At 68.3% G+C, this 12,999-nt stretch carries 12 protein-coding genes; 7 read left to right on the top strand and 5 right to left on the bottom strand.

Translation table 11 applies throughout. From position 1 onward, the window contains the following. Positions 1–12: 12 nt before the first annotated feature. Positions 13–1,260, bottom strand: coding sequence for a radical SAM family heme chaperone HemW (gene hemW / locus NVV99_RS18300; RefSeq protein ID WP_051424925.1), 1,248 nt, complete (start codon positions 1,258–1,260; stop codon positions 13–15). 368 nt (positions 1,261–1,628) lie between these two features. Between hemW and NVV99_RS18295 the strand changes: the two genes are divergently transcribed. The 7 genes from NVV99_RS18295 (at position 1,629) to NVV99_RS18265 (ending at position 9,105) form a co-directional block, all read left to right on the top strand. Next, positions 1,629–3,344 (top strand): nitrite/sulfite reductase, encoded by a 1,716-nt coding sequence (locus NVV99_RS18295; protein ID WP_024101358.1) that lies wholly within the window; start codon positions 1,629–1,631, stop codon positions 3,342–3,344. Between the two features lie 49 nt (positions 3,345–3,393). Beyond that, positions 3,394–4,122: a phosphoadenylyl-sulfate reductase gene (locus NVV99_RS18290; RefSeq protein ID WP_024101359.1), complete on the top strand. Its 729-nt coding sequence runs from the start codon at positions 3,394–3,396 to the stop codon at positions 4,120–4,122. Further along, positions 4,119–5,063 (top strand): sulfate adenylyltransferase subunit CysD, encoded by a 945-nt coding sequence (cysD, locus tag NVV99_RS18285; RefSeq protein WP_024101360.1) that lies wholly within the window; start codon positions 4,119–4,121, stop codon positions 5,061–5,063. Before NVV99_RS18290 ends, cysD begins: the two co-directional genes overlap by 4 nt. Before the next feature lie 2 nt (positions 5,064–5,065). Further along, positions 5,066–6,400, top strand: coding sequence for a sulfate adenylyltransferase subunit 1 (locus NVV99_RS18280; protein ID WP_006554490.1), 1,335 nt, complete (start codon positions 5,066–5,068; stop codon positions 6,398–6,400). Next, positions 6,397–7,140, top strand: coding sequence for a sirohydrochlorin chelatase (locus tag NVV99_RS18275; protein WP_006554491.1), 744 nt, complete (start codon positions 6,397–6,399; stop codon positions 7,138–7,140). Before NVV99_RS18280 ends, NVV99_RS18275 begins: the two co-directional genes overlap by 4 nt. Positions 7,141–7,245: 105 nt before the next feature. Next, the gene (ppk2, locus tag NVV99_RS18270) at positions 7,246–8,136 is read left to right on the top strand and encodes a polyphosphate kinase 2 (protein WP_006554492.1); all 891 of its coding nucleotides are present in this window, start codon (positions 7,246–7,248) and stop codon (positions 8,134–8,136) included. A 96-nt stretch (positions 8,137–8,232) separates the two neighbouring features. Next, on the top strand, positions 8,233–9,105 hold the full coding sequence (locus NVV99_RS18265; RefSeq protein ID WP_024101361.1) for a universal stress protein: 873 nt from the start codon (positions 8,233–8,235) through the stop codon (positions 9,103–9,105). A 34-nt stretch (positions 9,106–9,139) separates the two neighbouring features. Here NVV99_RS18265 and NVV99_RS18260 read toward each other — a convergent pair whose 3' ends face one another. The 4 genes from NVV99_RS18260 to NVV99_RS18245 form a co-directional block, all read right to left on the bottom strand. After that, positions 9,140–10,138 (bottom strand): sulfate/molybdate ABC transporter ATP-binding protein, encoded by a 999-nt coding sequence (locus NVV99_RS18260; RefSeq protein ID WP_024101362.1) that lies wholly within the window; start codon positions 10,136–10,138, stop codon positions 9,140–9,142. After that, positions 10,135–10,941: a sulfate ABC transporter permease subunit CysW gene (cysW, locus tag NVV99_RS18255; RefSeq protein ID WP_019288355.1), complete on the bottom strand. Its 807-nt coding sequence runs from the start codon at positions 10,939–10,941 to the stop codon at positions 10,135–10,137. The genes NVV99_RS18260 and cysW overlap by 4 nt, the downstream gene beginning before the upstream one ends. Further along, complete coding sequence (gene cysT / locus NVV99_RS18250) at positions 10,938–11,735, bottom strand: sulfate ABC transporter permease subunit CysT (RefSeq protein WP_016694104.1); 798 nt, start codon at positions 11,733–11,735, stop codon at positions 10,938–10,940. Before cysT ends, cysW begins: the two co-directional genes overlap by 4 nt. Before the next feature lie 114 nt (positions 11,736–11,849). Continuing rightward, the gene (locus tag NVV99_RS18245; protein ID WP_024101363.1) at positions 11,850–12,875 is read right to left on the bottom strand and encodes a sulfate ABC transporter substrate-binding protein; all 1,026 of its coding nucleotides are present in this window, start codon (positions 12,873–12,875) and stop codon (positions 11,850–11,852) included. Between the last annotated feature and the right edge of the window lie 124 nt (positions 12,876–12,999).

The raw sequence follows: 12,999 nt of genomic DNA, 5'->3' as shown, positions 1-12,999 counted from the left end.
CGCGACCGGACGTCAGTCCTCCGCGCCGAGCAGGATGATGCGGACCACCGCGTCGGCGAGCAGCCGGCCCCGGTCGGTCAGCACGAGCTGATCGTCGCGCTCCACGGCGAGCCCGTCGGCGACCACCGTCTCTGCTGCCTCGCGCTCACCGTCGTCGAGCTCCGACAACGGCAGGCCCGTGCGCAGCCGGACGGTGAGCATGACGAGTTCGGTGTGCCGGTCCTCGGCCGTGAGATGTTCGCTGCCCCCGACGGGCAGGACTCCGTCGGCGAGGGTCGACGCGTAACGGGCGGGATGCTTGACGTTCCACCAGCGCACGCCACCGACGTGGCTGTGCGCGCCCGGCCCGGCGCCCCACCAGTCGCCGCCGTCCCAGTAACCGAGGTTGTGGGCGCAGCGCGCCGACGGATCATCGACCTTCGCCCAGTTGGACACCTCGTACCAGGTCATCCCGGCGTCGGCGAGTCGCGCGTCGATCCGCTCGTACCGCGATGCGAGCACGTCGTCGTCCGGGGCCGGCAGCTCGCCGCGACGGACACGGCGAGCGAGGGCGGTGCCGTCCTCGACGATGAGCGCGTACGCCGAGACGTGGTCGACCCCCGCTTCGAGCACGGCGTCGAGGGAGGCGTCGAGATCGGCGTCGCGCTCGCCGGGAGTGCCGTAGATCAGATCGAGGTTGACGTGGCCGAAACCGGCAACGCGCGCTTCCTTCGCCGCCGCGACCGGACGCCCGGGTGTGTGGGTGCGGTCGAGGACCGCCAGCACGTGGGGCGCCGCGGACTGCATGCCGAGCGACACGCGGGTGTATCCGGCCTCGCGGATCGACGAGAAGAACTCCGTGGAGGTCGACTCCGGGTTCGATTCGGTGGTCACCTCGGCGCCGGGAGCGAGCCCGAACGAGTCGCGGATCGCGTCGAGCACCTGCGCGAGACCGTCCGCGCCGAGCAGCGAGGGTGTTCCGCCGCCGACGAAGACCGTCTCGGCAGCGGGAGCCCGTCGTCCGGATTCGGACAGCAGCCGGGCACCGGCGTCGAGTTCGCGGCGCAGACCCTCCAGCCAGGACTGCGGCGACGCCGCGCTGCCGAGTTCCCCGGCCGTGTAGGTGTTGAAGTCGCAGTAGCCGCAGCGGGTCGCGCAGAAGGGCACGTGCACGTACACACCGAACGGTCGCGTCCCCACTCCTGCGAGTGCCGAAGCGGGAAGTTCGAGACCGGCCGGACGACCCGCGATACCGATTTCCGTGCCGGTGCGTCGACCGATCTCAGTGCTGTTCACGCCCTCCAGTGTTCCAGAGACCCGAAGGGCGGCTCCGCGCGCGACGCCCCTACCTCGACATTTCCCGAAAATCAGGTGGAAATACCGCCCGCAATTCGGAATCGCCCCGGTGACATGGCACAATGGTCCGCATGACAGGACACGGAGTGCGACTCGTGGCGCGACGCCACGTCGACTTCAAGCGCGTCTGCGCATCCTGTTGTCTGCCTTGCGCCGCTTGTCTCTGCGCCGACTGTCTCTAGTCGGCACTCCCCGGCACATCCCAGATCCCGCCGGGTCGAAGCATGCGTGCACGAGGTCAGCTCCCTCCTGCGCTCGTCGATCCGGTTCCAGCGAGTATCAGGAGACCCTGTATGTCGTCGACCACCGACGTCACGCCCGCCGACGAGTCGGCCACTCCCGCCCGCCGCGCGCGTCCCGCCAAGCGTCGCGCCGAAGGCCAGTGGGCCCTCGGCTACCGGGAGCCGCTCAACGCCAACGAGCAGACGAAGAAGGACGACAACCCGCTCAACGTCCGCAAACGTATCGAGAACATCTACGCGCAAACCGGTTTCGACGGAATCGACAAGAGCGATCTGCGCGGCCGCTTCCGCTGGTGGGGTCTGTACACCCAGCGCGAGCAGGGCTACGACGGCACCTACACCGGTGACGAGAACATCGACCTGCTCGAGGCGAAGTACTTCATGATGCGGGTGCGCTGCGACGCCGGCGCCCTGAATCTCGCGCAGCTGCGCACGATCGCCGGTATCTCCACCGAGTTCGGTCGCGACACCGCCGACCTGTCCGACCGCGAGAACGTCCAGTACCACTGGATCGAGGTCGAGAACGTCCCCGAGATCTGGCGTCGTCTCGAATCGGTCGGTCTGAAGACCACCGAGGCGTGCGGCGACTGCCCCCGCGTCGTGCTCGGTTCGCCGCTCGCCGGTGAGTCCCTCGACGAGATCATCGACGGCACCCTCGCGATCGACGAGATCGTGAGCCGCTACATCGGCAACCCCGAGTACTCGAACCTGCCGCGCAAGTTCAAGACCGCGATCTCCGGCCAGCAGGACGTCGTGCACGAGATCAACGACGTCGCCTTCATCGGCGTCGAGCACCCCGAGCACGGCCCCGGCTTCGACCTGTGGGTCGGCGGCGGCCTGTCCACCAACCCGATGCTCGCGCAGCGGGTCGGCGCCTGGGTGCCACTCGAGGAGGTCGCCGATGTGTGGGAAGGCGTCGTCGCGATCTTCCGCGACTACGGCTACCGCCGGCTGCGGTCCAAGGCACGCCTGAAGTTCCTCATCAAGGACTGGGGCATCGAGAAGTTCCGCGAGGTGCTCGAGACCGAGTACCTGAAGCGTCCGCTCATCGACGGCCCGGCCCCGGCCGCACCGGAGCGTCCCATCGATCACGTCGGTATCCAGAAGCTGCGCAACGGCCTCAACGCCGTGGGTGTCGCGCCGATCGCCGGTCGTGTCTCGGGCACGATCCTGTCGAAGGTCGCCGACGCCGCCGAACGTGCGGGTTCCGACCGGATCCGGTTCACCCCATACCAGAAGCTGATCGTGCTCGACGTGGCCGACGACAAGGTCGAGCAGCTCGTCACCGAGCTCGAGGCGCTGGGTCTGCCGGCCTCGCCGTCGCCGTGGCGCAAGAACCTCATGGCGTGCACGGGAATCGAGTTCTGCAAGCTGTCCTTCGTCGAGACGCGCAAGCGTTCGCAAGCCCTCGTGCCCGAGCTCGAGGAGCGTCTCGCCGACATCAACGCGCAGCTCGACGTCCCGGTGACGATCAACATCAACGGCTGCCCGAACTCGTGCGCGCGCTCCCAGATCGCCGACATCGGCTTCAAGGGTCAACTCGTCGACGACGGTGAGGGCAACCAGGTCGAAGGTTTCCAGGTGCACCTCGGCGGTGCGCTGGGCTTCGACGCGAAGTTCGGACGCAAGCTGCGCCAGCACAAGGTCACCAGCACCGAGCTCGGCGACTACATCGAGCGGGTGGTGCGCACCTTCGTCAAGGAGCGCACGCCCGGCGAGCGCTTCGGCGAATGGGTCGTCCGCGCCGAGGAGGCAGACCTGCGATGACGGGCACTGCTGCAGCGGTCGACACGAAGACGGATCGGGAAGGGACGCGATGACGATCGATATGAACATCGACGAGCTCCGGAGTATTGCCGCGCAGGGGGCGGCAGAACTCGAAGGTGCGTCGGCGCAGGAACTCCTGCGGTGGACGGACGAGACCTTCGGTACCCCCACCACCGACGGTGGACGTAGCGGGTACATCGTCGCGTCCAACATGCAGGACGGTGTCCTGGTCCATCTGGCCGCGCAGCAGCGCCCCGGCGTGGACGTGCTGTTCCTCGACACCGGCTACCACTTCGCCGAGACGCTCGGCACGCGCGATGCGGTGGAGCAGGTGTACGGCGTGAACATCGTCAACGCCCGGGCGCAGCAGTCCGTCGCGGAGCAGGACGCCCTGCTCGGCAAGGATCTGTTCGCCCGCGACCCGAACGAGTGCTGCCGCCTGCGCAAGGTGGTGCCGCTGAAGGAGAGCCTGAAGGGCTACCGCGCCTGGGTGACCGGCATCCGCCGTGTCGAGGCGCCCACCCGCGCGAACGCACCGCTCATCTCGTTCGACGACGCGTTCGGACTGGTGAAGATCAATCCGATCGCGGCATGGTCCGACGAGGACATGCAGAACTACATCGACGAACACGGGATCCTCGTCAATCCCCTCGTCGACGAGGGCTACCCGTCCATCGGGTGCGCCCCGTGCACCACCAAACCACTTCCCGGAGCCGATCCGCGCAGCGGGCGCTGGGCCGGCCGAGCCAAGACCGAATGCGGGTTGCACGCCTCATGACACTCACCGATACGAATCCCACCGACACCCGGACGCTGCTGGACGGCAACCGTTTCGACACCCTCGACGCCCTCGAGTCGGAAGCGATCCACGTCTTCCGCGAGGTCGCGGGCGAGTTCGAACGCCCCGTCATCCTGTTCTCGGGAGGCAAGGACTCCACCGTCCTGCTGCACCTCGCCATCAAAGCGTTCTGGCCCGCGCCGCTGCCCTTCGCGCTGCTGCACGTCGACACCGGCCACAACCTCCCCGAGGTCCTCGAGTTCCGCGACCACGTCGTCGAAAAGTACAACCTCCGACTGCACGTCGCGAGTGTCGAGGACTACCTCGCCGACGGCCGGCTCACCGAGCGTCCCGACGGCATCCGCAACCCGCTGCAGACCGTGCCGCTGCTCGACGCGATCTCGGAGAACCGGTTCGACGCCGTCTTCGGCGGCGGCCGCCGCGACGAGGAGCGTTCGCGCGCCAAGGAGCGGATCTTCTCGCTGCGCAACGCATTCGGCCAGTGGGATCCGAAGCGTCAGCGTCCGGAGCTGTGGAATCTGTACAACGGGCGGCACGCACCCGGGGAGCACGTGCGTGTCTTCCCGCTGAGCAACTTCACCGAGCTCGACATCTGGCGCTACATTGCCCGCGAGAACGTCGAACTGGCGAGCATCTACTACGCGCACGAGCGCCCCGTCTACCGCCGCGACGGCATGTGGATGACCCCGGGTGTCTGGGGCGGTCCGGCCGAGGGCGAAGAGCTCGAGACGCGTTCGGTGCGCTACCGCACCGTCGGCGACGGATCGACCACCGGCGCGATCCTGTCCGAGGCCTCCACGAACGAGGAGATCCTCGCCGAGGTCGCGGCGTCACGACTGACCGAGCGCGGCGCCACCCGCGGCGACGACCGGGTTTCCGAAGCGGCGATGGAAGACCGCAAGCGAGAGGGCTATTTCTGATCATGAGCGACCTTCACGAACAGAGCGTGCAGAGCGACACGCAGCTGCTGCGCCTCGCCACCGCCGGTTCGGTCGACGACGGCAAGTCCACCCTGGTGGGACGACTGCTCTACGACACCAAGTCCGTACTCGCCGACCAGATCGACGCCGTCACCCGCGCGTCGGTCGACCGCGGCCTCGACACCCCCGACCTCTCGCTGCTCGTCGACGGCCTTCGCGCCGAGCGTGAGCAGGGCATCACCATCGACGTGGCGTACCGCTACTTCGCGACGCCGAAGCGCAGCTTCGTCCTCGCGGACACCCCGGGTCACGTCCAGTACACCCGCAACACGGTGTCGGGTGCGTCCACCGCGCAGCTCGTCGTCCTGCTCGTCGACGCGCGCAAGGGTGTCGTCTCGCAGACCCGCAAGCACGCCGCCGTGCTGGCCCTGCTCGGTGTGCCGAAGCTCGTCCTCGCGGTCAACAAGATCGACCTCGTCGAGGATCCGGCCTCGGTGTTCGCGCAGATCTCCGCCGAGTTCGGGGAACTGACGAGTTCGCTCGGCTGGGCACCCGAGGACGTGCAGGAGATCCCGGTCTCCGCGCTGCACGGCGACAACGTGGCCGTGCGCAGCGAGAGCACCCCCTACTACGACGGCCCGACGCTCATCGAGCACCTCGAGTCGGTTCCCGTCGACGCCGATGTGCACGGCCGGCACGAGACCGGTCTGCGCTTCCCGGTGCAGTACGTGATCCGTCCCCGCACCGCCGAGTTCCCCGACTACCGCGGCTACGCCGGTCAGGTCGCGGCAGGGTCCGTGCGCCCCGGTGACGAGGTCGTCGTGCTGCCGTCCGGTGTCCGCACCACCGTCGAGCGCATCGACAGTGCCGACGGCGCATTCGATGTCGCGCACGCCGGCCGGTCGGTGACCCTCGTGCTCGCCGACGACGTCGACGTCTCCCGCGGCGACATCATCGCCACCCCGGAGGCGGCACCCGAGCCGCTGTCGGAGTTCGAGGCCACCGTGTGCTGGCTCGCCGAGAAGCCGTTGCGCCCGGGCGCCCGGTTGCTGCTCAAGCACGGCACCCGCATCACGCAGGCCATCGTCGGGACGATCGACGAGCGGTTCGACGAGCAGGATCTCTCCTCCGTCCCGAGCCCGGAGAGCATCGAGCTCAACGAGATCGCGCGCATCACGGTGCGTGTGGCCGAGCCGATCGCCGCGGACGACTACCGCATCAACCGCCGCAGCGGCAGCTTCCTGCTGATCGATCCGGCCGGGGGCAACACCCTCGCCGCGGGTCTCGTGGGCGACGGACTCGCCGACATCGAGCTCGGGGACCGCGTCCCGGCATGATGCCGCTCGTCGCCGTCGCGCACGGCAGTCGCGACCCGCGTTCGGCGCAGGCCGTGGCTGCCGCGCTCGACACCGTCCGGGCCGAGAACCCCGGTCTGGACGTGCGACTCGCGTTCCTCGACCTGAACACCCCGTCGGTCGGTCAGGCTCTCGACGCGCTCGCCGCGGACGGGCACCGGCAGGTCGCGGTGGTGCCGCTGCTGCTCGGCAGCGCCTTCCACGCGCGGGTCGATCTGCCGGCCCTGTTGCACGAAGCGCAGCAACGTCATCCGCTGCTCGAGGTGCTGTGCTCGCCGATCCTCGGCGACGACGATCTCCTCGTCGACGCGGCTCGCGATCTCATCACGGCCACGGGGGTGTCGGCCGACGATCCGTCCGTCGGTATCGCAGTGTGCGCGGTGGGATCGCGACGCCCCGAAGCGAACCGGGCGACCGGGCTGGTCGTGCCCCGCATTCTCGTCGGCACGGCGTGGACGCAGGCCGCGGCGTGCTTCGCCACGACCGGTCCGTCCGTGGGGACGACCCTCGCCGACCTCACCTCCCGCGGTGCCCGCACCGTCGTGCTGACACCGTGGATCCTCGCCCCCGGACTGCTGTGGGACCGTGCCTGCGCCGAGGCCGACAGCCTCGGGCACGTGCGGGTCGCGCAGACCCTCACCCGGCACGATGCCGTCGCGCGGGTGATCACCGAGCGCTACACCGAGGCCGTGCACCGGCGGCGCGGACTGCGCGTGGCCTGAGTCACTTCCGGATCTCCACCCGAGTTCACGCACGATTTGCATTCCTCCGCTACAACGGAGTCACGGTCGTCGTCCGACGACATCGGTAATCCGGGAGGGCCTCACGTGCAGAACGAACTTCGGCGCTACATCGATCGGCTCCGCACGGAGGGCTATTCGGTGCGCGACGACCACGGTGAGGACCCCGATCTGATCGACATCGAGGGCCGGGCCGTCGACACCTGGCGGGAGAACTATCCGTACGACACCCGGATGGACCGCGCCACCTACGAGGTCGAGAAGTATCTCCTGCAGATCGAACTGCTGAAGTTCCAGTCGTGGGCCAAGGACAACGGCTCCAAGCACATCATCGTGTTCGAAGGTCGCGACGCCGCCGGCAAGGGCGGCACGATCAAGCGGTTCCAGGAGTACATCAACGTCCGGCACGCCCGGACCGTCGCGCTGAACAAGCCGTCCGACCGTGAGCAGGGCCAGTGGTATATGCAGCGCTACATCCAGCACTTCCCCACCGCCGGTGAGCTCGTACTGTTCGACCGCTCCTGGTACAACCGAGCCGGCGTCGAACGGGTCATGGGTTTCTGCAGCGACGACGAGTACGAACGTTTCATGGAGCACGTCCCGTTGTTCGAGAAGCTCGTCGTGGACGCCGGCATCACCCTGACGAAGTTCTGGTTCTCCGTCACCCGGAGGGAGCAGCGCACGCGCTTCGCCATCCGCCAGCTCGATCCGGTGCGGCGGTGGAAGCTGTCGGAGATGGACCTCGAATCGCTCGACAAGTGGGACCAGTACACCGACGCGAAGGAAGAGATGTTCCGGCGCACCGACACCGACTGGGCGCCGTGGACGACCATCAAGTCCAACGACAAGAAGCGGGCCCGGGTCAACGCGATGCGGTTCTTCCTCAACCAGTTCGAGTACGACGACAAGGACCGTCAGATCGTCTTCCCGGCCGACCCGAGGATCGTGCAGCGCGGCAAGGACGCCGTCGGCGACTAGCTGCCGGGAGGTCGTGCTCCGGGCGTGCCGAGGTGCGCAGGACTGGCGCCCAGACTGCGATCCGTACCACACTGGATGGTGACGCGAGGAGGCAGCATGGGCACAGCCAATGTCGGTCACGGAATCGTCGTCGGCATCGACGGATCGGACAGCGCACTCGATGCGGCCCGGTGGGCCGCCTGCGTCGCCCGACGTCTCGGCGAACCGATCGACCTGGTCCACGTTCATCCCCCCACCTCCGGCGACGGGACCGACCCGTCGGAGGCCGTTCTGACCGCCGCGGAAGCGGCAGTTCGGGGCGCGGTCGACCGGGTCGAGGTCCGGCGGTCCACTCCGTCGGGCAAGCCGGATCGAGTGCTCACCGACCTGTCGCGCGAGGCACGGATGATCGTCCTCGGCCACACGACCACCACGGAGTGGGAGTCGATGATCCGGCGCTCCGACGTCGTGTCGGTGGCCAACCACGCGGAATGCCCGGTGGTGACGTGGCGCAGCCGCGACGGATTCCAACCGCCCGACGGGCGCCCGGTCGTCGTCGGAGTGGACGGCACCGAGGTCAGCGAGTCCGCCGTCGAGCATGCGTTCGCGACCGCCGCGGCGCTCGAGGCACCCCTCGTCGCGATCCACACCTGGACGGAGCAGTCCACGCTCACCTACGGCGAGGGGTCACGGTTCACGGACTGGACGGCCTACGTCCAGCACCGGAGGGAGGAGATGAAGTCGCATACCTCCGGGCACACCGAACGGTTCCCCGACGTCGCGGTCTCCTACCGGATCGAGCGGGGCAAGCCCGACATCGTCCTGCTCGAGGAATCCAAGAGTGCCCAGCTCGTGGTGGTCGGCAGCCACGGCCGGAGCCCGCTGGCCGCTGCGGTGGTCGGCTCGAGCAGTCAGGGACTCATCCACCACAGTTGCTGTCCGGTCATGATCTGCCGGGCCCACCACCGATCGGAAACCGAGGCCCACTGAGCCGACCCGCGTGACCCTCGAGCCCCCCGCTCGGTTACTGCGCGGCGGTACCGAGCGGGGCGGTCTCCGACGCGGCCGGAGCGTGCGCGTAGACGGTGTCGCCCGCGACGAGCCCCAGGTCGCGGGTTTCGCCGCGGGTGATCTGCGTCGTGAACTGCTCACCCGTCGCGTCGTTGCGCAGTTCGACGCGCACCTCGAAGCCCAGCCGGACCACACGCTCGACGGTCGCCCGCGTGACACCGACCGAGCCGCCGGAGGTGTCGGAGAGCGCAGGTTGCCGGGCGAGCCGGATATCGTGCGGCCGCACCAGCACGCCGTTGAGCTTGGACACCGTCCCGAGGAACGACATCACGAAGCTGTTCGCCGGGCGATCGTAGAGTTCCTCCGGCGTTCCGACCTGTTCGATACGTCCGGCATTCATCACCGCGATGCGGTCGGCGACGTCGAGCGCCTCCTCCTGGTCGTGCGTGACGAGCACGGTGGTCACGTGCACCTCGTCGTGCAGGCGGCGCAGCCAGGTCCGCAGGTCGGCGCGCACCTTCGCGTCCAGGGCACCGAACGGCTCGTCGAGCAGCAGCACCTGCGGGTCGACGGCGAGAGCACGGGCGAGCGCCATGCGCTGACGCTGGCCACCGGACAACTGCGCCGGATAGCGTCGCTGGAACCCGCCGAGCCCGACGATCTCGAGCAGGTCGTCGACCCGCTTCGTGATCTCGGCCTTGGGCCGCTTGCGGATCTTGAGTCCGAAGGCGACGTTCTCGCGCACGGTCATGTGCTTGAACGCGGCGTAGTGCTGGAAGACGAAACCGATGTCGCGCTTCTGCGGGGTGACGCCGGTGACGTCCTTACCGGCAATGTGGACGGTGCCCGCGTCGAGGGTCTCGAGGCCGGCGATCGAACGCAGCAGCGTCGACTTCCCCGAACCCGAGGGTCCGAGCAGGGCGGTGAGCGAGCCGGACGGGATGTCGATGTCGACGTCGGCGAGTGCGGCGAAATCTCCGTAGTTCTTGCGCGCCCCGGTAACAGTGATCATTCGGTGGTCCTCTTCCGGTCGAGCAGGGTCATCAGCAGCAAGACGATCACGGCGATGGCCATGAGCAGGGTCGCGGCGCTGTAGGCGCCGAAGGTGTTGTGGTCGTCGATGTACCGGGCGTGCACGAGCAGCGTCAGGGTCTGGGAGACGCCGGGGAAGCCGGACGAGACCATGATGACGGCGCCGAACTCGCCGAGGGCCCGCGCGACGGTGAGGACGATGCCGTAGGTCAGGCCCCAGCGGATCGCCGGCAACGTGATCCGCCAGAAGGTCTGCCAGGTGTTCGCGCCGAGGGTCGCGGCGGCCTGCTCCTGCTCCTCACCGATCTCGCGCAGCACCGGTTCGACCTCGCGCACGACGAACGGCAGCGTCACGAAGATCGTCGCGAGCACCATGCCCGGCAGGCCGAAGATCACCTTGAAGCCGAGATCCTCGACGGCACCGAACCAGCCGTTGGCGCCCCACAACATGATCAGGGCGACACCCACGACGATCGGCGAGACCGCGAAGGGCAGGTCGACGACGGCCTGCAACAGTCCCCTCCCCGGGAATCTGCCGCGGACGAGCGCCAGCGCGACGACGATGCCGAAGATCACGTTCACGGGCACGACGATCGCGACGATGAGCAGCGACAGGTTCAGCGCCGAGATCGCCGCCGGGGTGCTGATCGACTCGGCGAACGCCACGATGCCGTTCTCGAAGGTGCGGTAGAGGATCACCCCGATCGGGACGAGCAACAGTACGAACAGGTAGGCGAGCGCGACGAAGCGCAGCGACAGTCGGGATGCGAGGGACGGTTTCACCGGTCGTCCTCCTCTCGGCGCAGCCCCCGATTCGCGACCAGGCGCAGGACGAACAGCACGACGAAGGCGATCACCAGCAGCGCGACGGAGACCGCGGCGGCGTTGACCGGCCGGTCGATCTCGATCTGCTGCTGAATGTACTGCGACGCGACCTGGGTCTTGTACGGGATGTTGCCGCCGATGAGCACGATCGAGCCGTACTCACCGATGGCGCGGGCGAATGCCAGGCCGGTGCCGCCGAGGACCGCCGGCGCGAGCACGGGCAGCACGACCGTGCGGAAGATCGTGAAGTTGCCGGCGCCGAGCGAGGCGGCGGCCTCCTCGACCTCACGGTCGGCCTCGATGAGCACCGGCTGCACCGAGCGCACCACGAACGGCAGCGTGACGAACGCCAGCGCCACCACCAGTCCCGGCTCGGTCGCGTTGAGCTGCACACCGATCGGGCTCTGCGGCCCGTACAGCGAGAGCAGCACGATGCTCGCGACGATCGTCGGTAGCGCGAAGGGCAGGTCGATCAGGGCATTGACGAACTTCTTGCCCGGGAACTCGTCGCGGACGAGCACCCAGGCGATCACCGTGCCCATCACCGCGTTGATCGCCGCGACGACCAGCGAGACGACGACGGTGATCCGTAGGGTCGCCAGGGCGGCCGGAGCGGTGATCGCATCGACGAACGTCCCGAGACCGTCCGAGACGGAGTGGAAGGCCAGGGCCGCGAGGGGAAGCAGGACGATCAGGCTCAACCACAGTGTGGCGATGCCGATACCGAGGGGCCCGACGGCGCCGGTGAACATCCGGCGTTGTGGTCGGGCGGGGGCCGTGGCGGACGGCCGGCGACGCGAACCCGCCGGGGCGGGAGACGAACCTCCCGACCCGGCGGTGTGTTCCGAAACGGTCACGCGCGTGCTCTACTTCGTTGCGTTGTCGTAGATCACCGCGATGGTGCCGGTGCTGTCGGCGAACAGCTCCTCGTTCACGGTCTCCCAACCGCCGAGATCGGCGACGGTCCACAGCTTCTCCGGCTGCGGGAACTCATCGGCGAATTCCTCGGCGGCGGTCGGATCGACGGGACGGAAACCGGCTTCGGCCCACAGGCGCTGGGCCTCGGGGGTGTACAGGAAGTCGTTGAACGCCTGCGCGACCTCGACGTCCTTCGCGTTCTTCAGTACCGCCGCAGGGTTCTCGATCTTGAAGGTGACGGGCGGGGTGACGTGCTCGACGGGGTCGCCGTTGCGCTCGATGAACAGTGCCTCGTTCTCGTAGCTCAGCAGCACGTCGCCGGTGCCCTGCAGGAAGGTCTCGGTGGCCTCGCGACCGGACTTCGGCTGTACCTTCACATGGTCGGTGACCAGTGCGGTGACGTAGTCGATGCCGGCCTGCGGGTCGGCGCCGCCGTTGCTCTTCGCGGCGTACGGCGCAAGCAGGTTCCACTTCGCCGAACCCGAGCTGAACGGGTTGGGGGTGACGACCTCGACATCCGGCCGGAGCAGGTCGTCCCAGTCCCGAATGTTCTTCGGGTTGCCCTCACGGACGACGATGGTCACGACCGATCCGAACGGTATCCCGTTGTAGGCGTTGTCGTTCCAGTTCTCGTCGACGAGTCCCGCGTCGACGAGACGGGTGATGTCGGGCTCGACGGAGAAGTTCACGAAGTTCGCCTCGGCGCCGTCGCGCACCTTGCGGGACTGGTCTCCGGAGGCGCCGTAGGACTGCTGGAAGACGACGCCCTCGCCTTCCTCGGTCTCCTGGAAGGCGGGGATCAGCGAGTCGAATCCGACCTTGGGCACGGCGTAGGCGTAGAGGTTGACCGTGCCGCCGGATCCGTCGCCGCCGCTCTCGGCTCCGACGGTGTCGCTCGAACCACCGGAGCAGGCGGTGAGGGAGAGTGCGGTGACCGCGGCGAACGCCGCGACAGCGAACCTGGAACGTTTCATGACGAGCCTCCTGAGGGGCTGTTTCGAGGGGGGGATGAACGCGACCGGCACCGGACGAGGGGCTGCCGGAATCGGACCGGCCGGGATTCGCGAGGATGCGGCACCGACGGACGAGAGGATCCGG

It is taken from the genome of Rhodococcus sp. PAE-6 (genome assembly GCF_025290685.1).
GTDB lineage: Bacteria > Actinomycetota > Actinomycetes > Mycobacteriales > Mycobacteriaceae > Rhodococcus > Rhodococcus pyridinivorans.
Note: the sequence above shows the minus strand (reverse complement) of the source record. Positions and strands in the feature narration are given on the sequence as shown.

Bases quoted from the DNA above. Each gene is read 5' to 3' on its own strand.
- NVV99_RS18275 (WP_006554491.1), top strand. From the start codon at position 6,397: ATGATGCCGCTCGTCGCCGTCGCGCACGGCAGTCGCGACCCGCGTTCG.
- NVV99_RS18260 (WP_024101362.1), bottom strand. From the start codon at position 10,138: ATGATCACTGTTACCGGGGCGCGCAAGAACTACGGAGATTTCGCCGCA.
- NVV99_RS18245 (WP_024101363.1), bottom strand. From the start codon at position 12,875: ATGAAACGTTCCAGGTTCGCTGTCGCGGCGTTCGCCGCGGTCACCGCA.
- cysD (WP_024101360.1), top strand. From the start codon at position 4,119: ATGACACTCACCGATACGAATCCCACCGACACCCGGACGCTGCTGGAC.
- NVV99_RS18265 (WP_024101361.1), top strand. From the start codon at position 8,233: ATGGGCACAGCCAATGTCGGTCACGGAATCGTCGTCGGCATCGACGGA.
- cysT (WP_016694104.1), bottom strand. From the start codon at position 11,735: ATGTTCACCGGCGCCGTCGGGCCCCTCGGTATCGGCATCGCCACACTG.
- NVV99_RS18295 (WP_024101358.1), top strand. From the start codon at position 1,629: ATGTCGTCGACCACCGACGTCACGCCCGCCGACGAGTCGGCCACTCCC.
- NVV99_RS18290 (WP_024101359.1), top strand. From the start codon at position 3,394: ATGACGATCGATATGAACATCGACGAGCTCCGGAGTATTGCCGCGCAG.
- NVV99_RS18280 (WP_006554490.1), top strand. From the start codon at position 5,066: ATGAGCGACCTTCACGAACAGAGCGTGCAGAGCGACACGCAGCTGCTG.